This window comes from Alphaproteobacteria bacterium, assembly GCA_030740435.1.
In the GTDB taxonomy this organism is placed as follows: Bacteria; Pseudomonadota; Alphaproteobacteria; order UBA2966; family UBA2966.
Genome location: JASLXG010000218.1, coordinates 1 through 19,887, shown reverse-complemented (window position 1 = coordinate 19,887; position 19,887 = coordinate 1). Strand labels below are relative to the sequence as shown.

Below are 19,887 nucleotides of genomic sequence, written 5' to 3'. Positions count from 1 at the left end.
TGATTCCTTACCGCCGCCAGGCGCTGGTGACGCTTGACCCAGCCCGGGGTGATTTGACCGCGCGAGATGAAGCGGTTCAGCCCCTTGGCAAAGTCCTTCATGAAACCGCCTGTGCCTCGGCGCTCATCGAGCCAGGCTTCGCGGCGCGCAGCCTCCTCGAGGGCGAAAACCTTGCGGCCGGCGGCGAGGACGGCCAGGACATCATCCAAACTGCGGGTATCGGCGATAGCCCATTTCATGATCGCTTGTCCGGCTCTCTACTGGATCCTTTGATTGTTGGCGAAATCATACTGGCCTGGCCTTGATCAATATCAATTGGCGGCGGCAGCGGGTCTCCAGTCGCCGGGTCGAGATCGCCCCACTCGACCTCCATGTGATCGAGATAGAGTTCGCTGCCGCCGTTTACCTGCAAGTCGAAAGAGCCACAGCGGCAGCAACGAAAGATCGGAAGTTCCAGCTCACCGTCCCAGTCGCAGCTTCGGCAGCGCCCGCCGACAGGCACGCCGACCACTTCGATCTCGGAGCCCTCGGCCACGGTATCACGGGTCAGCACGTCATAGGCGGAAGCCAGGTAGTCGGGGACGATCTGGTGCATTTGTCCCACCACCACACGAACTTTGCAGAGGCGCCGCGGCGGCGTCGGCAAGCGACGAAACTCGTCAAGTGCGGCATCGACGATCCGCGAGCAGATGGAGAACTCGTGCATCACTTCAGCCTATCAGCTGGCCTCAATTGACCTCCCGCTCGCGGCCTTCCCAGAAAGGCGCGCGCAGGTCCTTCTTGAGCACCTTGCCGGCGCCCGAAAGGGGCAGCGGTTCGGAACGGAACTCGAGCGAGCGTGGGCACTTGTAGTGGGCGATGAGCTCGCGGCAGTGGCCGATGAGCTCGGATTCCATCGCCTCGGCCGCCTCGGCCCCCTCGGCCAACACCACGACGGCATGTACCGCTTCGCCCCATTCCTCGTCGGGTATGCCGACGACGGCGCATTCGCCGACCGCCGGGTGCTTGGAGAGAGCGCTCTCGACCTCGGCCGAGAAGATGTTCTCGCCGCCCGAGATGATCATGTCCTTGAAGCGGTCCATGATGAAGATGAAGCCGTCCTCGTCCATGTAGGCGCCGTCGCCGGTGCGCACCCAGCCGTCGATCAGCGTAGCGGCGGTTTCCTCGGGTTTGTTCCAATAACCCTGCATGGTGTTGGGGCCGCGCACGCTGATCTCGCCGACCTCGCCGCGCGGCAACTCGTCGCCGGTTTCGTCGACGATCCTGACCTCGCAGCAAACGGCGGCCCGGCCGGCCGAACGCAGCTTGCCCGCCTTTGGTCCCTCGAGCACGTGGTATTCGGGCGGCATGACGGTGGCCACGGGCGAGAGCTCGGTCTGGCCATAGGCCTGCAGCCAGCCGCAGTGCGGCAGCTTCTCGAAGGCTTCGAGCAGCACCCCCTCGGGCATCGGCGAGGCGCCATAGAGCACGCGCTGCACCGACGAGAGATCGGCCGTTGCCAGGCCCGGGTCGTCGAGCACCATCTTGACCATGGTGGGCACCAGCAAGAGGTGCGTCGGCCGGTGGGCCGAGGCGGCCTCGAGCACCGCCTGGGGGCTGAAGGCGGAGATCATCACGTGCCCGGCGCCCACCACGCAACAGGCCATCGACATGGCGCCGTCGGCCAGGTGGAACATCGGCGCGGCGTGCAGGTAGCGCGCGCCGGCATCCAGCTCGAGATGGTGGGCCATGGCGATGGCACTGGACCAGAGGCCGCGATGGGGCAGCATGACGCCCTTTGGAAAGCCGGTGGTGCCGCCGGTGTAGAAGATGCCGGCCAGGTCCTCGCCACCCCGTTCGGCGTCGCTGGCGGGGGCGTTGTCGGCGATCAGGGCCTCGTAGTTCAGCATGCCGTCGGGGGTCTCGCCCTCGCCGGCGTAGATCAGGGTATCGAGCGTCGCCTGGGCCAGGATCTTGGGCACCATGGCGGCGAAGGCATCGTCGACGATCATCACCCGGGCGCCCGAATCGTTGAGCGAATAGGCGTTCTCGGCGGGCGACCAGCGGATGTTCATGGGTACCACCACGGCGCCGGCCCAGGGGATGGCGAAATAGTATTCCAGGTAGCGGTCGGAATTGAGCGCCAGCATGGCCACGCGGTCGCCCTCGCTGACGCCGAGTTCGCGCAAGCCCCCGGCCAGGCGGCTCACCCGGGCGGTGAAATCGGACCAGGTGTGCCGGCGTTCGGCGAAGATGGTGGCGCTGCCCTCCCGATCGACCTGGGCCGCCCGTTTGATGCATTGGGTCAGTTGCATGGCGGGGATTCCTCTGCCATCGTTCCGGCCGAACCTCAGCATGTGCGGCTGCCTGCTGCAACTCGAAATCCTGGTCGTAGGCAGCCCAAGGAACTTCCATGTCGCCATCTTACTCCTCCGGTCCTCTTGCCGGTTACCGCGTCGTCGACCTCAGCACTATCGTTCTCGGCCCCTATGCCAGCATGCAACTGGCGGACATGGGAGCCGACGTCATCAAGGTCGAAGCACCGCCCGGTGGCGACGCTTACCGCTCCGTCAAGCCGGCCCGCAATGCCGGCATGAGCGCCCCCTTCCTCAACCTCAACCGCAACAAGCGCTCGATCGTGCTCGATCTCAAGCAGCCTGACGGCCGGGCCGTGCTCGACCGTCTGATCGCCGGGGCCGACGTCTTTTTCCACAACATGCGGCCCCGCGCCGTCGCCGGCCTCGAACTGGGCTACGAACGGGTGGCGGCCATCAAGCCCGACATCGTCTACTGCGGCGCCCAGGGCTACGGCCGCCGCGGGCCCTACCGCGACCGCCCGGCCTACGACGACATCGTGCAGGCCGAATCGGGGCTGGCCGGGCTCAACGCCCGCATCCATGGCGTGCCCAGCTATGCCCCCACCATCATCGCCGACAAGCTGACCGGCATGGCCGCCAGCCAGGGCATGGTGATGGCGCTGTTGCACCGCGAACGCACGGGCGAGGGCCAGGAGGTCGAGGTGCCCATGTTCGAGACCATGGCGGCTTTCGTGCTGGCCGAGCACCTTTCGGGCCGGGTTTTCGAGCCGCCGCTGGGCAACACCGGCTACGGCCGCGTCGCCTCGCCCAACCGCCGGCCCTACAAGGCGCGCGACGGCTACATTTGCGTGCTGCCCTATACCGACGAGCAGTGGCGGCGCTTTTTCGCTGCCACCGGGCGCAGCGAACTGACGGACGATCCGCGCTTCGACCATATGGCGGCGCGCAGCGAAAACATCGACGAGCTCTATGCGCTTTTAGAGCAGATCATCGCCGAGCGCAGCGTCGGCGAGTGGCTCGAGCTTTGCGCCGAGGCCCAGGTGCCGGTCGGCCGCATCAACGATACCGACGATCTGCTGGATGACGAACATCTGGCCGCCGTCGATTTTTTCCAAGCCATCGATCATCCCAGCGAGGGCACCATCATCACCACCGACATCAGCAGCCGTTTCAGCAAATCGCCGGGCACCATCCGCCTGCCGGCGCCGCGGCTGGGTCAGCACGGCCGCGAAATCCTGGCCGAGCTGGAGTATGGCGAAGACGAGGTGGCGAAACTGGCGGCCAGCGGGGCCGTCGCGCTGCCCTAAATCCGCCGAGGCGCCCAAAAAAGGGACAGGGACCCTTTTACGCATCCCCGTCGTGCTATTCGTCGGCGCCTGTCGGATGGGAGGGTTTTTCGCTTGGGAGACGCTCTTGCTGCCAACGTGGCGCTCAACCCTGCCAATCCCGGCTCGCCCAAATCCGAACTTCGGCTCTGCCTCCGATACTGTTGCAAAACACATCTGGGCCTCGTTGGGCGCAAGATTGATTCGTCAAGCTGAGGTACAGCGCAAGAATGATTCGCTGAGTGCCCTGTTACGATCCGATTATTGCCCCAACTCGCCCTGTCGCCGAGTTTTGCAACAGTATCCCCCCAGCAACGGACGGTCAGGAAAGCGGGCCGAAGTGAAGCGAGTAGCCAAAAAGCGACATAGAATTCGACGCTCGTCAGTTGCCGAAGACAACCCTCTCTTTCGGAAACCAGATCGTCGCCTTGGTTCCAACACCGATTTCGCTCTCGATCTCAAGTCCGCCGTCGTGTAGTTCCACCAATGACTTTACCAACGGCAGACCCAACCCGGTACCCTCGAACCTACGATCCAGGGCACCCTCAACCTGACCGAATTTCGACATTGCTTTTGGAATGTCGTGGGCGGCGATGCCAATACCGGTATCGGTTACGGATATCCGCATACAACCGTCTTCTGCCAATTCACCACAGACCATGATTTTGCCGCCCCTGTCGGTGAACTTCACAGCATTGGAGAGCAAATTGAACAGCATTTGTTTGGTCAATCTCTTATCGGCATGCAGTGTTGGTAAACCGGTTATCACTTCGACAGCAAAAACCAATCCGGCATCCTCGAATCGAGGCTTCATTATGTCTTCGCAAGTTTGCAATACCATGCTGACGTTCAAATTCTCTTCGTTGAGCTCCATCTTCCCAGCCTCAACCTTAGAAAGATCCAATATGTCGTTAATAAGACCGAGAAGATGTTCACCGCTTTCGTGGATGTTTGCCGAGTAGCCGTGATATCGAGTGTCTCCAACCGGCCCGAAAACCTGCCGTCTCATCATCTCGGCAAACCCCATGATCGCGTTGAGGGGCGTGCGCAACTCATGGCTCATGGTGGCCAGGAATTCCGACTTGGCGCGGTTGGCCGCCTCGGCGGCGTCGCGGGTCTCGATAAGGGCACGGCGCAACATGCGGGTCTCGGTGACGTCGCGGATCAGCCCGGTCAATACGGCGACGTTGTCCTGCTCCGACATGACCACCGAAAAGCCGAAGGCGAAGCGGCGGAGGCTGCCGTCGGGGCGGGAAATGTGAAAGGCGTCAGCGGCACCGACCAGCTCGTCGACTTCGCCGGCGGCGAAGGGCTCGAGGGTGGCACGCAGGAACTCGCGGTCTTCTTCCTCGACGAGAGCGAAAAATTCCTCCAAATCGACCTCGGGACCCATCAGGGGGCGCTGGATCTGCAGCCAGAAGCGCTCGCTCAGCGTCACCCGGTCGTTGTAGAGGTTCCATTCGAAGAACGACTGGTCGGCGGCCTGCAGGGCATGGCGGTAGCGAAAGCGCTGGATCTCGAGCTGGTCCTCGAGGCGCTGGGATTGGCTGACGTCGCGGTAACGCAGCAACCGGCCGCCCTCGGGCAGCACCCGGCAACTGAGCTCGAACACGGTGCCGTCCGGCCGAGCTATGCGACGCGGCGCGAAATTCGGGCTGCGCACGGCCGCAACCACGTCGTCGAGGCCGGCAAAAAGTGCGGCCCAGGTCTCGTCTGCCGCCAATCGAGCCAGTGTCGGGCGCTCAGCAAAGCTTCCCGTGGGCAACTCGAAAGCCTGGTCGAGCGCCGGATTGGCGTAGGCCACGCGATGCTCGGCGTCGAGCAACAGCAAGCCGTCATCGAGGTTGTCGAGGAGCACCGTCTGCTCGACGCCGGCCGGCAGGGCCGACCCGGCGGCGCTAGGCTGCTTCAAATCCTTGGCAGCTCCTTGGGATCGGGCCACACTGCTCGTCCTGGTTCCAGGGTTATCAGGCGCAGGCTTTCTGCCTCCCGGAACCGCGTGGGCATACCCCCCCAAAAGATCCCGCCAGCGTCCTTGTTGGCGCCTACATACCCGATTATTTCCCCTATGGCCAATTCGATGGCGACTCGAACCGGAGCCAGTCAGCACCCCATCAGGCCGCGAAAAATAATCTAGGACACCTCTCGGGAGTTGCCGGTGAGTTCGAGGAAAAGATCCTCGAGATCGGATTCCTCGGTCGAGAGGTCGAGGATGGTGAGATCGGCGGCCTGCACGGCGGCCAGGATATCGGCCACCGGCGTCCGGCTGGGGCGGTAGCGCACCACCAGGCGGCGGAAGGGCCGGATCTCGGCGTCGAAGGCGGCCAAGGGTGGCGGCACGGCTTCCAGATCCTGGCCGATGATGATGGTCAGTTCCTTGCGGTCGAGGCGCTGGACCAACGCCACCGTGGTGTCGCAGGCCACCACCCGGCCCTGGTGGATGATGGCGACGCGGTCGCAAAGCTGCTCGGCCTCCTCGAGGTAATGCGTGGTCAAGAGAATCGTGGTGCCGCGGGCGTTGAGGGCGCGCAGGTAGGTCCAGAGATTGTGCCGAAGCTCGACGTCGACGCCGGCCGTGGGCTCGTCCAGCACCAAGATCGGCGGCGCGTGCACCATGGCCTTGGCCACCAGCAAACGCCGCCGCATGCCGCCCGACAGCGTGCGCGGGTACTTGTCGGCAACCTCCGAGAGATGCATGACGCGCAGGATCTCGTCGCTCTGCCGGGCCGCTTTGGGCACGGCGTAGAGGCCGGCCTGGACCTCGAGGATCTCACGCGCCGTGAAAAAGGCGTCCATGTTGAGCTCTTGCGGTACCACGCCGATGGCCGAGGCGGCGGCCCGGGCGGCACGATCGATGTCATGGCCCCAGATCTCGACGTGGCCTGCGCTCTTGATGACTAGGCCGGCGAGGATGTTGATGAAGGTCGACTTGCCGGCGCCGTTGGGGCCCAAGAGGCCGAAGAACGAGCCCCGCGGGATGGCCAGGTCGACGTCCTTCAAGGCCGCCTCGGCGGCGCCGCCATAGACCTTGCGCAAGCCCCGGGCGACGATGGCATCGGCGGGGCCGTCGGCGGGCTGCTCGGCCGCCGGCGGGGCGTCAGGTTGGCTATTGTCTTTCATGAATTCCTCGCCATCACTTGATGGCGCCGCGGCAATGGGTATCATTCGTTCCGGCCGGCGGTCAACGTCTGAACAGGAGAACGTCATGCCAGCAGCGCAAAGCGTGGAAGTCGAAGAGGCAAAGGTGAGCTGCGACGGCGGCCCCGGAGCGCTGGGCCACCCGCGGGTCTATCTCACCCTCGAGGGCGGCGCCATCGACTGCCCCTATTGTGGCTGCCACTACGTTCTCAAAGAGGGTGCCAAGCTCGCCGCCCATTAGGGCGCTGCCATGTCCGAGGAATCGCAAAGAAGACCCAAGCGCCTGGTGCTGATCGACGGCTCGGGCTACATCTTTCGCGCCTTTCACGCCCTGCCGCCGCTCAGCCGCAAGCGCGACGGCCTGCCCACGGGCGCCGTGGCGGGTTTCTGCAACATGCTCAACAAGCTCCTGGACGACGCCTGGGCGGCCGGCGACGTGGCCTATCTGGCGGTGGTCTTCGATACCGCCCGGGCCAGCTTTCGCAACGATATCTACGCCGACTACAAGGCCCACCGGCCGCCGCCGCCGGACGACCTGATCCCCCAGTTCCCCTTGGTGCGCGACGCGACGCGAGCCTTCAACGTGGCCAGCGTCGAACTGGCGGGCTTCGAGGCCGACGACCTCATCGCCACCTATACGAGGCTGGGCCGCGAGGCTGGCCTCGAGGTGCTGATCATGTCGTCGGACAAGGACATGATGCAGCTCGTGGGCGAAGGCGTCAGCATGCTCGATCCCATGAAGCAGCGCCACATCGGCCCCGCGGAGGTCGAGGAGCGCTTCGGCGTCGGCCCCGGCAAGGTCATCGAGGTGCAGGCCCTGGCCGGCGATTCCAGCGACAACGTGCCCGGCGTGCCGGGCATCGGCGTCAAGACGGCGGCGCAACTGATCAACGATTTCGGCGACCTCGACAGCCTGCTGGCCCGGGCCGGGGAGATCACCCAGCCCAAGCGCCGCCAGAACCTGATCGACCACGCCGAACTGGCGCGGCTGAGCCGCCAGTTGGTGACACTGAGGGACGACGCCCCGGTGACCGAGGAACTCGATGATTTGCTGCTCGGCAAACCCGATCCCGAGGTCTTGTTCGCCTTCCTGGAAGAGCTCGAGCTGGGCAAGCTGGCGGCCCGGCTGGGCCCGAGGTTCGAAGGGGCCGAGGCCCCTGCCGCCGTGTCGAAGCCTGCCGAACGCGACTACCGGGCGGTGCAGAAAACGGCCGATCTGGAGGCCTGGATCGAACGGGCACGAAGCGCCGGCATCGTCGCCGTCGACACCGAGACCACGTCGCTCGATACCATGCAGGCCGAATTGGTCGGCCTCTCGCTGTGCATCGAACCTGGCCGGGCCTGTTACCTGCCGCTCGCGCACAAGGGCACGGACATCCAGGGCACGCTCGATCTGATGGACGGCGGCGGCGAGGCGGCGCCCGAGCAAATCCCGCTGGACCAGGCGCTGGCCTTGTTGAAGCCGCTGCTGGAAGACCCGTCGGTGCTCAAGGTGGGCCAGAACATCAAGTACGACATGGCCATACTGGGGCGCTACGGCATCGCCGTGGGACCGATTGACGACACCATGGTGCTCTCCTTCGTGCTCGATGCCGGGCTGCATGGCCATGGCATGGATGCGCTGGCCGAGGTTCACCTGGGCTTCAAACCCATCCCTTTCAAAGACGTGGCGGGCAGCGGCAAAAGCCAGATCACCTTCGACCGGGTGGCGCTCGACAAAGCCGTGGAATATGCCGCCGAGGACGCCGACGTGACGCTGAGGCTCCATCGCCTGCTCAAGCCGAGGCTGTTCGCCGAGCGCCAGACAAGCCTTTACGAAACCATCGAGCGTCCCCTGGTGCCGGTGCTGCTGGCCATGGAAGGGGCCGGTATCCGCGTCGACCCGGCGGCCCTGGCGGCGCTCTCGGAGGACTTCGCCAGGCGCATGGCGGATCTCGAAGGCCAGATCCATGGCCTCGCCGGCCATGAGTTCAACCTGGCCTCGCCCAAGCAACTGGGCGAGATCCTGTTCGACGAGATGGGGCTCAAAGGCGCCAAGAAGACCAAGACCGGCGCCTACCAGACCGGCCACGAGGTGCTCGAGGACCTGGCCGCGGAGGGCCACGAGCTGCCGGCCCGGGTGCTCGACTGGCGCCAGTTGCAAAAGCTCAAATCGACCTACAGCGATGCGCTCCAGGGCCAGATCAATTCCCGCACCGGCCGCGTCCACACCACCTTCCACATGGCGGCGGCCAACACCGGCCGCCTGGCGTCGGCGGACCCCAACCTGCAGAACATCCCCATCCGCACCGAGGAAGGCCGCAAGATCCGCCGCGCCTTCGTGCCGGCCGTGGGCTGCCGTTTGCTGTCGGCCGACTATTCGCAGATCGAGCTTCGCCTGCTGGCCCACGTGGCCGGCATCGAGGTGCTGATCGAGGCCTTCCACGAGGGCGCCGACATTCACGCCCTGACCGCCAGCCAGGTCTTCGGCCAGCCCCTGGAAGGCATGGATCCGGCGCTCAGGCGCCGGGCCAAGGCCGTCAATTTCGGCATCATCTACGGCATCAGCGCCTTCGGCCTGGCGCGCCAGCTGGGCATCGGCAGGTCGGAGGCAGGGCAGACCATCGAGGCCTATTTCGCGCAGTATCCCGGCATCCGCGCCTACATGGACAGCACCAAGGAGTTTTGCCGCCAGACGGGCTACGTCGAAACCATCTTCGGGCGGCGCTGCCACCTGCCCGGCATCAACGACAAGAACCAGGCCCGGCGCGGCTTTTCCGAACGCGCCGCCATCAACGCGCCGCTGCAGGGCTCGGCCGCCGACATCGTCAAACGCGCCATGATCCGCCTGCCAGCGGCGCTGGAGGCCCGCGGCCTGAGCGCCCGCATGCTCTTGCAAGTGCACGACGAGCTCTTGTTCGACGTGCCCGAGGCCGAGGTCGAGGAGACCGCGGCGCTGGTCAAGTCGGTGATGGAAGCAGCGGCCCGCATCCGCGTGCCGCTGATCGTCGATACCGGTCTTGGCGACAACTGGGACGAAGCGCATTAGGCGGCCGCTCGCGGCGGGGCTGTTTTGTTTGCTGGCAGCAACGGCCACGCCATCGGAATCCGCTTCGCTGGATGGGCGCTACCACATCCAGGGCTTGGGCAACCGGGACTGCAGCGTCTTTCTGGTCGAGTTCGAACGCTCGTCCCCGGGCTTTGCGCGCTTTTTGTCCTGGACCGCGGGCTACGTCACGGCGATGAACCGGGCCGCGCCGGAAACCTACGACGTACTCGGCCAGCGCGACCTCTATAGCGTGATCGACCGGCTCGGCAGCTATTGCGAAAAGAACCCGGCTGCCCCTTTCGCCACGGCCGTCGACGCCCTGGTCAAGGATCTTTTCCCCGAGCGGCGAAAAACCGCTGACTAAGACCCCGCCACCAGGAGATCGACCAGGCGCCTGAGCGCGGCGATGACACTGAGCGGCGTGATGCGGCCGGTGCGGGGGTTTTCCTCGGACGGCACGTTCTCAATGCTCATGCTGAAGCGGGCGGCCTGGGCCTCGACCTCGATGCGGTGGGTGTTGCGCGTCACTTCCGGGTCGGCCCAGATCTCGAGGCGGGTCTGGTCGGGGCCGATGCCAGCCAGGCTGAGCGCCGCGGCGACGTTGACGTTGGCGGGAAAGCCCCGGGCTCCCTCACGGGCCGAGCCGGAGAAGACCTGAAGGGGCTCCGCGAGCCCATCGAGGGAAATACCGTTTTCCTCGAGATACGGTGCGCCGGCCAGACCCGCGGGCGGCTTGGCCGTGATCATGGTGACGCTATGGATGCCGCCCTCGGCGGCGGCGCGCACGGCATCGAGGCCAAGGAGGGCGCCGGTAGGCACGATGATGCAGGCGCCTCTCTGGCCGGCCAGTTCGATCAGATCGTCATGCTGCAGCAACGCGCCGACACTGACCGGCAGGAAGATGCGGCCGGCCCTGATGGCCGGTTCGGCGATCTCGCGAAAGAGCGCCGCGGGTGCGCATTCGACGACCACGTCGGATTCGGTCCCGCCAAGTTCAGCCAGCGTCAGCACCGGTACCGGCGCCGCGAAATCGGCCATCCTGGCGGCCGCCCCGGCCCGGTCGCGGGCCGACACGGCTGCCAGCCGCAATCCCTTAATGCCGCCCCCATGACCATCATCCAGACGCCGGGCCACAGCCAGGCCGATGGCTCCCAGGCCGGCGATGGCGACGCTCAGCTCTCTGTCCGACACCATCGCCCTCAAGAGCTTTTCTTGCGCGATGCCACCATGTCGGTAAGGCGCCGCACGCGACGCACCAGCAGCGTGGTGATGCCGCGCATCACGGGATCCATCTCTTGCAGGCGCTTTTCGAATTCCTCGCGTGAGATGATATTGCACACAGTCGGTGTCACGGCCGCCACGGTGGCCATGCGCGGCGCGTCGTCGAATAGCGCCAACTCGCCGAAGATATCGCCCTTGCCCAGGCGGGCCAGGATGCGCGGGTTGTCGCCGCCCGTGTCGCGGCGGATCTCGACCTCGCCCTCGGTAACCAAAAAGACCTCGTCGCCCTCGTCGCCCTCCTCGAAGAGCAGGGCACCGGCGCCGAAGCGTTTGCGCCTGAAGGCGCTGACTTCCCAGGGTTTCGAGGCCATCAGGGTCCTTTCCCAGCGGGGTTCGACGGTTTTCGACTAGCGTGATGAATCTGAAGTTCGGCGCATTTCATGCGCCGAAATTCGGGATCTGAATCACACTAGATTCAAATGTTTAGTGGCCTGCTTAGCCCAGAAATTCATCTTATGAATTCCTCGGGCAGGGCACTAGGGCCGGAAACGATCATAACCGGCATTTGCTATCGGGTCTTGCCGCCTTGCTGCTTGGCTATCTTGGCCCAGCTATCGCGCAGCGCCACGGTGCGGTTGAAAATCGGCATCTCGGCCGTCGATTGGGCATCGGCGGCGAAGTAGCCCTGGCGTTCGAACTGCAGCGCCTGACCGATTTCGGCCTCGGCCAGCGAAGGCTCGAGTTGGCAGTCCTCGAGTACCACCAGCGAATCCGGATTGAGGTCCTCCAGCGCGTCGCCCTCGGCGCCCGGGTCGGGCCGGGCGAAAAGATGATCGTAGAGCCGCACCTCGGCAGGCATGGCATGGGCCGCCGAGACCCAATGGATGGTGCCGCGCACACGACGCCCGTCGGGGGCGTCGCCGCCGCGGGTGGCGGGGTCGTAGGTGCAGCGCACCTCGACGACTTCGCCGGCGGCGTCTTTCACCACCTCGGTGCAGGTGACGAAATAGGCGTAGCGCAGCCTGACCTCGCGGCCGGGCGCCAGGCGGAAGAACTTTTTCGGCGGCTCCTCCATGAAATCCTCGCGCTCGATCCAAAGCTCGCCCGAGAAGGCGAGCTGGCGGCTGCCCGCTTCCGGGTCCTCGGGATTGTTGACGGCCGGCAGCAGCTCGCTCTCGCCTTGCGCGTAATTCTCGATCACCAGGCGCAGCGGACGCAGCACGGCCAGGCGGCGCTGGGCGCTCTGGTTCAGGTGTTCCCGGATGCAGGCCTCGAGCTGCGCCACCTCGACGGTCTGGGCGCTTTTGCCGACGCCGATACGGCCGATGAAGTCGCGCACCGCCGCCGCCGGCACGCCGCGGCGCCTGAGGCCCGAAAGCGTCGGCATGCGCGGATCGTCCCAGCCCGTGACGTGCCCCTCGTCGACCAGGCGCGTGAGGTGGCGCTTCGAGAGTATGGTGTAGGTCATGGCGAGGCGGGCGAACTCGTACTGGCGCGGCCGCGAAGGCGTCGGCAGGTTGTCGATCAGCCAGTCGTAAAGCGGCCGGTGGTCTTCGAACTCCAGCGTACAGATGGAATGGCTGACGCCCTCGATGGCGTCGGACTGGCCGTGGGCGAAGTCGTAGGTGGGATAGATGCACCAGGCCTGGCCGGTGCGCGGGTGGGCGGCGTGAAGAATGCGGTAGAGCACGGGATCGCGGAGGTTGATGTTGCCCGACGCCATGTCGATCCTGGCCCGCAGCACCCGCGCCCCGTCGGCAAACTCGCCGGCCCGCATGCGGCGGAAGAGATCGAGGTTTTCCGCCGCCGCGCGGTCGCGGTAGGGGCTGGCGCGGCCGGCTTCGGTCAGCGTGCCGCGGTATTCGCGGATGTCCTCGGCCGAGAGGTCGTCGACATAGGCCAGGCCGGCTTCGATCAGGTGCTCGGCCCAGGCGAAATGCTCGGCGAAATAGTCCGAAGCGAAACAGGCGCCAGCGCCCCAATCGAATCCCAGCCAGCGCACGTCGGCCTCGATGGCGGCGATGAATTCCTCCTCCTCCTTGATCGGGTTGGTATCGTCGAAGCGCAGGTTGCAGCGCCCGCCGAACTCCGCCGCGACGCCGAAGTTGAGGCACATCGACTTGGCGTGGCCGATGTGTAGGTAACCATTCGGCTCGGGCGGAAAGCGCGTCACCAGGGTCTCGGCGGTGCCGTCGGCCAGGTCGGCGCGGATGCGCTCGCGGATGAAGTCGCGGGAGGGATTTTTTTCAGGGCTATCTGTCACGTCTGGGCCATGGTGCAATCGAGGAAACGGGGGGCGAATACGGGGCCGATCAGCAGCCGCCGGCCCAGCCGGGCGGCGACGCTGGAGGCCGGCAACAGCTGGCCCAAATCGAGGAAAATCTCGCTGACCTCGAAGTCGTCGCCCCGCGGCACCAGCTTCAGCACCTGCGAGGGCGCCGGCTCGGCCGGGTCCTTGGCGTGGGCCACGAAGCTGAGCAATTTGGGGTGGGCCGCGATCCACAAATTGCCGGCCCCGTCGACGTCGATGTTGTCAACGCCGGTGCCGAGGAAAATCTCTTTTCGGGGCGTCAAGCCGCCCTCAAAGGGCTCGCGGTCGAAGACGTGCAGACGCCGCCCGGTGGTGGCGGCGACATAGACTTTGCCGCCATCGGGGCTCAGGTTGATGCCGTTGGCATAGGCGATGCCGTCGGCCACGGGTCTGAGTTGGGCGCCGTCGTAGTAGACCACGCCCGAGAGCGGCAGCCTGAGATAGTCCTCCAGCATGCGCTGGAAGCCCTTCGGCGCACCGTGATCGAGGCTGGCATAAAACCGATCGGGCGCCACCGGCACCACGTCGTTGACGGATTTCAGCAAGTCGCCGCTGACCGTGCCGCTGTGCTTGAGCCCCGCCTCCGTGATCGTGAAAACCTCGATGGTGTCGCCCCGGGGCCGGTGGTTGACCACCATCAGGATACCGCCGGCATCTTGCGCCAACAGGCCCAGACCGTGGGGATGGAAGGGAAACGAAAGCTCCGGCGTCAGGTTGCGGGGCGCCGCCCCGGCCTCCAGGTCGTAGCCCCAAATCGCGCCCGCCTCGAGACGTCCGGCGGCCCCGGCGCGGCGATCCCAGGCGGCGACGAAGGCGCGGCCCAGCGCCGCGTGGATGACCATGTCCTCGGCGCCGACGATGCCGTCCAGTGTCCGGCACTGGCCGGCAAAATGCGGCTCCAGCGTCTTGAACTGGCCGGCCACCCAAACCGTGTGCAGGCCGAAGCTGGCGACGGCCAGCACCATGACCACCACGACGATAAGTAACGCCTTGCCCATGCCGCGGTCCCCCAGCCTATTGGGCCGCCAGCGGTCCGCGGTCGAACTGCAGCCCGGCCAGGTGGGCATAAAGCCCGCGCTGGGCCATCAGCTCGTCATGCTTGCCGCTGGCCACGATGCGGCCCTGGTCGAGCACCACGATGCGGTCGGCGCCCAGCACCGTGGCCAGGCGATGGGCAATGACCAGCGTCGTGCGGCCCGCCATCAAGGGCTCCAGCGCCGCCTGCACGGCGCGTTCGCTCTCGGCATCGAGCGCGCTGGTGGCCTCGTCGAGCAGCAGCACGGCGGGATTGCGCAAGATCGCCCGGGCAATGGCGATGCGCTGGCGCTGGCCGCCCGAGAGCGTGGCACCGCGCTCGCCGAGATAACTGTCGAAACCCTGAGGCAGGCGCTCGATGAACTCGCTGGCCGCCGCCGCCTCGGCCGCCACCCGCACCTCGTCGTCGCTGGCCTCGGGCCGGCCGTAGCGGATGTTCTCCCAAACATCGGCGCCGAACACCACCGGATCCTGCGACACCAGGCCGATGCGCTCGCGCACCTCGCCGGGCCGGGCCCGGGTCAGCTCGACGCCATCCAGGCGCAGGCTGCCGCTCTCGGGATCGTAAAAGCGCAGCAAGAGCTGAAAGACCGTGGTCTTGCCCGCTCCCGAAGGACCGACCAGCGCGATGCGCTCGCCGGGGTCGACCTCGAGCGAGAACTCGGAAAGCGCCGAAACCCCCGGCCGGCTTGGATATTGGAACGTTACGTTTGCGAAACTAATGGCGCCGCGCGGCGGCTCGGGGAGCGTTTCCGGGCTCGCCGGAGCAACGATGGTGGGCTTGGTCTCGAGCAACTCCAGCAGCCGTTCGGTGGCCCCGGCGGCGCGCTGCAGATCGCCGTAGATCTCGGCCAGGGCACCGACCGCGCCGGCCACCATGATGGCGTAAAAAACGAAAGCAGCAAGCTGCCCGCCGGTCATGACGCCCGAGCCCACGTCGCGGGCGCCGACCCAGAGCACGGCATCGACGGCGCCGAAGATCAAGAGAATCACCAACGCCGTCAGCCAGCCGCGCATGGTGATGCGGCGGACGGCCGTGACGAACGCCTCTTCGACGGTGCGACCGAATCGGCGTCGTTCGATGCCCTCGTGGTTGAAGGCCTGGACGGTGCGCACGGCGTCGATGGATTCGCCGGCATAAGCGCCCACCGCCGCCACCCGGTCCTGGCTGGCCCGCGACAGTTTTCGCACACGCCGCCCAAAAATGATCAGCGGCAGCACCACGACGGGCACAATGACGGCCATCAGGCCGGCCAGCTTGGGGCTGGTGATGATCAGCAGCACCGTGCCGCCGAGGAAGATCAGCACGTTGCGCAGCGCCATCGAGACGGAGGAGCCGATGACCGTCTCGATCAGCGTGATGTCGGTGGTCAGGCGCGACAGGATCTCGCCCGTCTTGGTCACCTCGAAGAAGTGCGGGCTGAGGCCGATGACGTGCTGGTAGACCTCCTTGCGCACGTCGGCCGCCACCCGCTCGCCGATCCAGGAAACGAAATAAAAACGCCCGAAAGTGGCCGCCGCGAGCAGCGCCACGATGCCGAAAAGGGCCAGGAAATAAAAGTCCAGCAGCGGGTCGTCGGCGTTGAAGCCGAGGTCGACGACACGGCGCAGCGCCTGGCCGATGGCCAGCACCGAGCCGGCGGCGAAGACCAGGGCCACCAGCGCCGCCGCCACGCGCCAGCCATAGGGCCGGATGAAGCGGCCCATGCCCTTGAGCGCGGCGACGTTGCTGCGCGGACGCTCGTCGCCCTCGGCTGTCGGGCCCTGGTTTTGCTGGCTCATGCCGGCATCAGCCGAGCCCGCCAACCAAGCCCGCCGGCGCCAGATCGGCGGCCAGGCGGTCCTCGAGGCGGCCTTCGCCGCGGGTGCCCTGCCAGACGCCTTCGGCGTCGCGGGCGTAATGGCTGGCGCCCGATACAGGCGACGATAGCCAAAGCTGGCGCAACGGCGCGTGGCGGTTGACGATGAAGCTGCCCAGATCCTCGACTTCGATGCTCAGTACACCGCCTTCGAGGTCGGCCTCGATGGCGTCGGGGGCCTCGTCGAGGCGCTCGGCCAGGCCCTCGAGGGTGGCGGCCGCGGCGCTTTCGAACTCGCTTTCGTCGCTCGGCATCGGGGGTTTTTCCGCTGGCCTAGGTCGGGCTTGGGAATAGCACGCCGGCTGCGGGCCAACAAGGGTGGCCACAGGGACGACGACAGAGACGACGACAGGGACGACGACAGGGAACCAGAGTCTGCTTGCCCCGGGCCGCTGGCCGCGCTATATACCGCCCCGCCCCTCAGGAGCGAGACCATGAAGAAAGACATCCACCCCGAGTATCACACCATCAAGGTGGTGCTGACCGACGGCAGCGAGTTCGAGACCCGTTCGACCTATGGCTCGGAGGGCGACACCCTCAAGCTCGACATCGACCCCAAGTCGCACCCGGCCTGGACCGGCGGGGCCGGCAAGCTGGTCGATACCGGCGGCCAGGTGGCCAAGTTCAACCGCCGCTTCGAGGGCTTCCTCAAGAAGTAGGCGGGCCCACGGGCCTTTTTCCTGGGGCTTGAATCAACCCCGCTTCGTTCCCAACTAATATCCGTCGCCGGGTGCCTATGAGGGCCCGGACGACCGTTTGCCCGGCCATGATGGCGGGCATGACGTCCCATCGCTTCTTTAGGAGGATAGGACCATGCGGACCTATGATTTCACCCCATTGCTACGTGCTTCCGTCGGTTTCGACCGCTTCGACCGGCTCTTCGATTCGCTGGGCCGGCAGGACGCCCAGGCGCCCGCCTACCCGCCCTACAACATCGAAAAGTTGGCAACCGAGGGCGAGGGCCCCGACCGCTACCGCATCACCATGGCGGTGGCCGGCTTTAGCGAAGCCGACGTCGACGTGACGCAGCACGAAAACCGGCTGGTCATCAGCGGCAAGGCCGCCGAGTCTGACGAAGCCACCAGCTTCCTCCACCGCGGCATTGCCAGGCGCGCCTTCGAGCGCCGCTTCGAGCTGGCCGACTACATCTCCGTGGTCGCGGCCAAGCTCGACAACGGCCTTCTGCACGTCGAACTCGAACGCGAGGTGCCCGAGGAGAAAAAGCCCCGGCGCATCGATATCGGCCGCCCGGCCATCACCAAAAAGGCTGCCTGAGGCCTGCCACAGGCAGGCTTTTTGTAGACCCTCACCGGGCGGGCGCATCCGCGCTCTTGGCCTCCGCCCCCCATTCGGGGGGCGGCTTAGCGCCGCCGTCACAGTGTTTTATCTTTGCTGCTTGGTCTTGGTGCAACGGGAGCAACGCGACCCGCCGCTACTGCGGCGCCCCCGCGGAGGCTGCGGAGCGCAGCGGAGCCGCCGTGAGCGACAAAAAACCTAGGCCGGATCTCAGGAACTGAGATCCGCCCTAGGTCAATAACGCCTGGGCGCGGGCGTCGGCGTCTTGCCAGTTCTTCATAAGCCGCTGCACGATGACGCGGACGAGAAACATGCCGAAGCGCGGGTTCTGATAAAAGAGCTGCACCATGGCGTCGTTCGACAGCGTGAACAGCTCGCACTCGCTGACGCAGACGGCGGTGCAGGTGCCGCGGTTGTCGGGCGTGAAGGCGGCGATTTCGCCCAGCACGTCGCCCGGCCCGCAACGCACGTCGATCTCCTCCAGCATGATCGTGCCCTCATGAATGACGATCATGCGGTCGGGCGCATCGTCCTTGCGAAAGAGCACAGTGCCGGCCTCCTCGCGGACGCGCTGCATGAAGGGCAGCAGCGGCTCGAGCGAGTTGCCATGGTCGGCGGCATCGCGGATGTCACGGATCAGGCGCATCATCTGGTAGAGGTGGTAGCCATTGAGCGGCAACAGCACGGCGTGCAGCACCAGCGTCGGGTAGCTGCCGGCCAGCAGGCCGAAGCCGATGAAGCCCAGGTTGCCAGCTACGGCGCCAACACGCAGCGGGATCATGGTTCTCTGATAAAGGCCCCAAAGCGTAATGCCGCCACCGAAATAGCCGATCAGATCGACATAGGAAACGGCCTCGAGGAATGACATCGGTTTTCCTTTCCCGTTCGAATAAGCCGGGGTGGTGGCCGAAAAAATGCTACTCGCCAGGCCTCCCTTGGGCAAACCCCGTCGTGACGGCGTGTCGGTGGATTTGTGGACAAGGCAAACGCCTTCCCGACAACCCCACGGGTCCAATGACATCAACGGAAGCGGTCAACTCAGTTTGCTATCGACGGCCTTCTTGTTATCGACAACGTTTGTGGCTCAGTAAGTCAGAACCTCACCCTTTTCGTTATCGACGATGACCGGATTGTCCAAGTACTCGACCTGGGGCTCGACGCCGTAACGCTCCTTGATCTGCGTTACCCACGCCTCATCGTGCACCCGGTCGGCCGCAGCTTGGTCCTCGAATACATAAACTGCGCCGCCGAATTTGCGGTCCCGGGTGATCAGATAGTGTTTGCGCACGATACCCGCCGTGCCGCAATAGCGCCCCGTCGATGAAAGGAATTTCTCCTTCGCCTCATCGAGATCAATACCGTCAGTTAGCGGAAAACGGACCAGGGCAACAACAGGCATGGGAATTCCCTTCAAACGATTTCCCTTAAGCGATCGAGCACGGCGTCGGGCTGCTCGACCGACATCATGTGGCCGCAACGCGGCAGCACCACGGTCTCGGCACCGCTGATGGCCTGGGCCAGCGGCCGGGCCGCCTGGGGCGGCGTCATGCGATCGCCGTCTCCCAGCAACAACAGCGTCGGACAGGTCACACGGGCCGCCGCCTGCATGCCCCCCTGGTAGTCGTTGCAGGCCTTGAGGTCGGTGTGCAACACGCCCGGCCGCGAGCGTTCCAGCAGCCTCAGCCCATTGCCCGTCATCCACAGGCCCGGCACCGTGTGGCGGCCGATCTGGGCCTCGGCACCATGGGCCCAGATGGTGATCATGTCGAAGGCCGCCGGGTCGTTGGCCTTTGCCGCCGCCAACAAGCCGTCGCTCACCGCCATGGGGATGGCGCTGCCCAGGAGCGCCAGGGCCCAGACCCGCCCGGGCTGGCGAGCCGCCGCCTCCAGCGCCGCCAGCGAGCCCAGGCTGTGGCCCACCAGAGCGGCTTTTTCAAGGCCCGCGGCGTCCAATAGCGCCATCAACCAATCCGCCAGGCCGCCGACGCTGTCGATGGCCGGACCTTCCGAGCGGCCGTGCCCGGGCAGATCGATGGCCAGCACGTTGCGCCCGTGGTAGGCGAAATAGCGGGTCTGCAACACCCAGGCGGTGTGGTCGGCGCCGGCACCGTGAATGAAGATCACCGAAGGTTGGCCGGCATCGGGCGCGCGCCCGCCGCTGGCGTAGAAGACGGTCTTGCCGTCGACCTGGAGTTCCATGTTTGCTTCTCTTCTCCTACGACTTCTGTGAAGCCCTGAGGGCCCGGCCCAGGTCGTCGATGAGATCGTCGGGATCCTCCAGTCCGATCGACAGGCGTACCAGTTCCTCGCTGATGCCGGCCGCCTCGAGCGCGGCTGTGTCCCTCTGCTGGTGGGTGGTGCTGCCGGGATGAATGAC

21 protein-coding genes are annotated in these 19,887 nt (G+C 65.8%); 6 read left to right on the top strand and 15 right to left on the bottom strand.

All coding sequences use genetic code 11. From position 1 onward, the window contains the following. The 3 genes from QGG75_20620 to QGG75_20610 all read right to left on the bottom strand — a co-directional run. Window positions 1-239, bottom strand: a 239-nt coding sequence (locus QGG75_20620) for a hypothetical protein (GenBank protein ID MDP6069635.1), incomplete at its 3' end; no start/stop codon positions are given. Then, the gene (locus QGG75_20615; protein MDP6069634.1) at window positions 236-706 is read right to left on the bottom strand and encodes a hydrogenase maturation nickel metallochaperone HypA; all 471 of its coding nucleotides are present in this window, start codon (window positions 704-706) and stop codon (window positions 236-238) included. The genes QGG75_20615 and QGG75_20620, both read right to left, overlap by 4 nt. 22 nt (window positions 707-728) lie before the next feature. Continuing rightward, complete coding sequence (locus tag QGG75_20610; protein MDP6069633.1) at window positions 729-2,294, bottom strand: long-chain-fatty-acid--CoA ligase; 1,566 nt, start codon at window positions 2,292-2,294, stop codon at window positions 729-731. A 98-nt stretch (window positions 2,295-2,392) separates the two neighbouring features. Between QGG75_20610 and QGG75_20605 the strand changes: the two genes are divergently transcribed. Beyond that, the gene (locus tag QGG75_20605) at window positions 2,393-3,604 is read left to right on the top strand and encodes a CoA transferase (protein ID MDP6069632.1); all 1,212 of its coding nucleotides are present in this window, start codon (window positions 2,393-2,395) and stop codon (window positions 3,602-3,604) included. Between the two features lie 400 nt (window positions 3,605-4,004). On the opposite strand, the gene QGG75_20600 is transcribed toward QGG75_20605, so the two are convergent. Beyond that, window positions 4,005-5,564, bottom strand: coding sequence for a PAS domain-containing sensor histidine kinase (locus QGG75_20600; protein MDP6069631.1), 1,560 nt, complete (start codon window positions 5,562-5,564; stop codon window positions 4,005-4,007). A 191-nt stretch (window positions 5,565-5,755) separates the two neighbouring features. Beyond that, the gene (locus QGG75_20595) at window positions 5,756-6,742 is read right to left on the bottom strand and encodes an ABC transporter ATP-binding protein (GenBank protein ID MDP6069630.1); all 987 of its coding nucleotides are present in this window, start codon (window positions 6,740-6,742) and stop codon (window positions 5,756-5,758) included. Window positions 6,743-6,827: 85 nt separating this feature from the next. Here QGG75_20595 and QGG75_20590 point away from each other — a divergent pair, with 85 nt between their 5' ends. Genes QGG75_20590 through QGG75_20580 form a run of 3 tightly spaced genes read left to right on the top strand, consistent with a single transcriptional unit; the run spans window position 6,828 to window position 10,152 of the window. Beyond that, window positions 6,828-7,001, top strand: a complete 174-nt coding sequence (locus QGG75_20590; GenBank protein ID MDP6069629.1) for a zinc-finger domain-containing protein — start codon at window positions 6,828-6,830, stop codon at window positions 6,999-7,001. A gap of 9 nt (window positions 7,002-7,010) precedes the next feature. Then, window positions 7,011-9,788 carry a DNA polymerase I gene (polA, locus tag QGG75_20585; GenBank protein ID MDP6069628.1) on the top strand — a complete coding sequence of 926 codons (2,778 nt, stop codon included), beginning with the start codon at window positions 7,011-7,013 and terminating at the stop codon, window positions 9,786-9,788. A 28-nt stretch (window positions 9,789-9,816) separates the two neighbouring features. Continuing rightward, window positions 9,817-10,152 (top strand): hypothetical protein, encoded by a 336-nt coding sequence (locus tag QGG75_20580; protein MDP6069627.1) that lies wholly within the window; start codon window positions 9,817-9,819, stop codon window positions 10,150-10,152. On the opposite strand, the gene QGG75_20575 is transcribed toward QGG75_20580, so the two are convergent. From QGG75_20575 to cyaY, 6 genes are all read right to left on the bottom strand, one after another. Beyond that, on the bottom strand, window positions 10,149-10,982 hold the full coding sequence (locus QGG75_20575; protein MDP6069626.1) for an aspartate dehydrogenase: 834 nt from the start codon (window positions 10,980-10,982) through the stop codon (window positions 10,149-10,151). The two genes, QGG75_20580 and QGG75_20575, sit on opposite strands and share 4 nt — an antisense overlap. A gap of 5 nt (window positions 10,983-10,987) precedes the next feature. Beyond that, window positions 10,988-11,380, bottom strand: coding sequence for a cyclic nucleotide-binding domain-containing protein (locus QGG75_20570; GenBank protein MDP6069625.1), 393 nt, complete (start codon window positions 11,378-11,380; stop codon window positions 10,988-10,990). A gap of 197 nt (window positions 11,381-11,577) precedes the next feature. Next, window positions 11,578-13,272 (bottom strand): glutamine--tRNA ligase/YqeY domain fusion protein, encoded by a 1,695-nt coding sequence (locus QGG75_20565; GenBank protein ID MDP6069624.1) that lies wholly within the window; start codon window positions 13,270-13,272, stop codon window positions 11,578-11,580. Further along, entirely contained in the window at window positions 13,269-14,318 is a 1,050-nt protein-coding gene (locus QGG75_20560) for an SMP-30/gluconolactonase/LRE family protein (protein ID MDP6069623.1), read from the bottom strand. The genes QGG75_20565 and QGG75_20560 overlap by 4 nt, the downstream gene beginning before the upstream one ends. A 16-nt stretch (window positions 14,319-14,334) precedes the next feature. Continuing rightward, a complete protein-coding gene (locus QGG75_20555; GenBank protein MDP6069622.1) occupies window positions 14,335-16,137 on the bottom strand; it encodes an ABC transporter transmembrane domain-containing protein in 1,803 nt (600 codons plus the stop codon). 7 nt (window positions 16,138-16,144) lie between these two features. Beyond that, entirely contained in the window at window positions 16,145-16,468 is a 324-nt protein-coding gene (gene cyaY, locus QGG75_20550) for an iron donor protein CyaY (protein MDP6069621.1), read from the bottom strand. 180 nt (window positions 16,469-16,648) lie between these two features. Here cyaY and rpmE point away from each other — a divergent pair, with 180 nt between their 5' ends. Further along, window positions 16,649-16,873 carry a 50S ribosomal protein L31 gene (gene rpmE / locus QGG75_20545; GenBank protein ID MDP6069620.1) on the top strand — a complete coding sequence of 75 codons (225 nt, stop codon included), beginning with the start codon at window positions 16,649-16,651 and terminating at the stop codon, window positions 16,871-16,873. Between the two features lie 154 nt (window positions 16,874-17,027). After that, entirely contained in the window at window positions 17,028-17,489 is a 462-nt protein-coding gene (locus QGG75_20540) for an Hsp20 family protein (GenBank protein MDP6069619.1), read from the top strand. Between the two features lie 250 nt (window positions 17,490-17,739). Here the strand turns inward: QGG75_20540 and QGG75_20535 are convergent, their stop codons facing one another. The 4 genes from QGG75_20535 to QGG75_20520 all read right to left on the bottom strand — a co-directional run. Further along, window positions 17,740-18,378, bottom strand: a complete 639-nt coding sequence (locus QGG75_20535) for a cyclic nucleotide-binding domain-containing protein (GenBank protein MDP6069618.1) — start codon at window positions 18,376-18,378, stop codon at window positions 17,740-17,742. A 216-nt stretch (window positions 18,379-18,594) separates the two neighbouring features. After that, complete coding sequence (locus QGG75_20530) at window positions 18,595-18,909, bottom strand: hypothetical protein (GenBank protein ID MDP6069617.1); 315 nt, start codon at window positions 18,907-18,909, stop codon at window positions 18,595-18,597. A gap of 11 nt (window positions 18,910-18,920) precedes the next feature. Next, window positions 18,921-19,709, bottom strand: coding sequence for an alpha/beta hydrolase (locus QGG75_20525; GenBank protein ID MDP6069616.1), 789 nt, complete (start codon window positions 19,707-19,709; stop codon window positions 18,921-18,923). 16 nt (window positions 19,710-19,725) lie between these two features. Beyond that, window positions 19,726-19,887 (bottom strand): PLP-dependent transferase (locus QGG75_20520; protein ID MDP6069615.1); only part of this gene is annotated, 162 nt, incomplete at its 5' end.

What these genes read in the sequence shown, in the direction of transcription:
- QGG75_20615 (MDP6069634.1), bottom strand. Translation starts at nt 706, where the DNA reads ATGCACGAGTTCTCCATCTGCTCGCGGATCGTCGATGCCGCACTTGAC.
- QGG75_20610 (MDP6069633.1), bottom strand. Translation starts at nt 2,294, where the DNA reads ATGCAACTGACCCAATGCATCAAACGGGCGGCCCAGGTCGATCGGGAG.
- QGG75_20605 (MDP6069632.1), top strand. Translation starts at nt 2,393, where the DNA reads ATGTCGCCATCTTACTCCTCCGGTCCTCTTGCCGGTTACCGCGTCGTC.
- QGG75_20595 (MDP6069630.1), bottom strand. Translation starts at nt 6,742, where the DNA reads ATGAAAGACAATAGCCAACCTGACGCCCCGCCGGCGGCCGAGCAGCCC.
- QGG75_20590 (MDP6069629.1), top strand. Translation starts at nt 6,828, where the DNA reads ATGCCAGCAGCGCAAAGCGTGGAAGTCGAAGAGGCAAAGGTGAGCTGC.
- polA (MDP6069628.1), top strand. Translation starts at nt 7,011, where the DNA reads ATGTCCGAGGAATCGCAAAGAAGACCCAAGCGCCTGGTGCTGATCGAC.
- QGG75_20575 (MDP6069626.1), bottom strand. Translation starts at nt 10,982, where the DNA reads ATGGTGTCGGACAGAGAGCTGAGCGTCGCCATCGCCGGCCTGGGAGCC.
- QGG75_20570 (MDP6069625.1), bottom strand. Translation starts at nt 11,380, where the DNA reads ATGGCCTCGAAACCCTGGGAAGTCAGCGCCTTCAGGCGCAAACGCTTC.
- QGG75_20560 (MDP6069623.1), bottom strand. Translation starts at nt 14,318, where the DNA reads ATGGGCAAGGCGTTACTTATCGTCGTGGTGGTCATGGTGCTGGCCGTC.
- QGG75_20555 (MDP6069622.1), bottom strand. Translation starts at nt 16,137, where the DNA reads ATGAGCCAGCAAAACCAGGGCCCGACAGCCGAGGGCGACGAGCGTCCG.
- cyaY (MDP6069621.1), bottom strand. Translation starts at nt 16,468, where the DNA reads ATGCCGAGCGACGAAAGCGAGTTCGAAAGCGCCGCGGCCGCCACCCTC.
- rpmE (MDP6069620.1), top strand. Translation starts at nt 16,649, where the DNA reads ATGAAGAAAGACATCCACCCCGAGTATCACACCATCAAGGTGGTGCTG.
- QGG75_20540 (MDP6069619.1), top strand. Translation starts at nt 17,028, where the DNA reads ATGCGGACCTATGATTTCACCCCATTGCTACGTGCTTCCGTCGGTTTC.
- QGG75_20535 (MDP6069618.1), bottom strand. Translation starts at nt 18,378, where the DNA reads ATGTCATTCCTCGAGGCCGTTTCCTATGTCGATCTGATCGGCTATTTC.
- QGG75_20530 (MDP6069617.1), bottom strand. Translation starts at nt 18,909, where the DNA reads ATGCCTGTTGTTGCCCTGGTCCGTTTTCCGCTAACTGACGGTATTGAT.
- QGG75_20525 (MDP6069616.1), bottom strand. Translation starts at nt 19,709, where the DNA reads ATGGAACTCCAGGTCGACGGCAAGACCGTCTTCTACGCCAGCGGCGGG.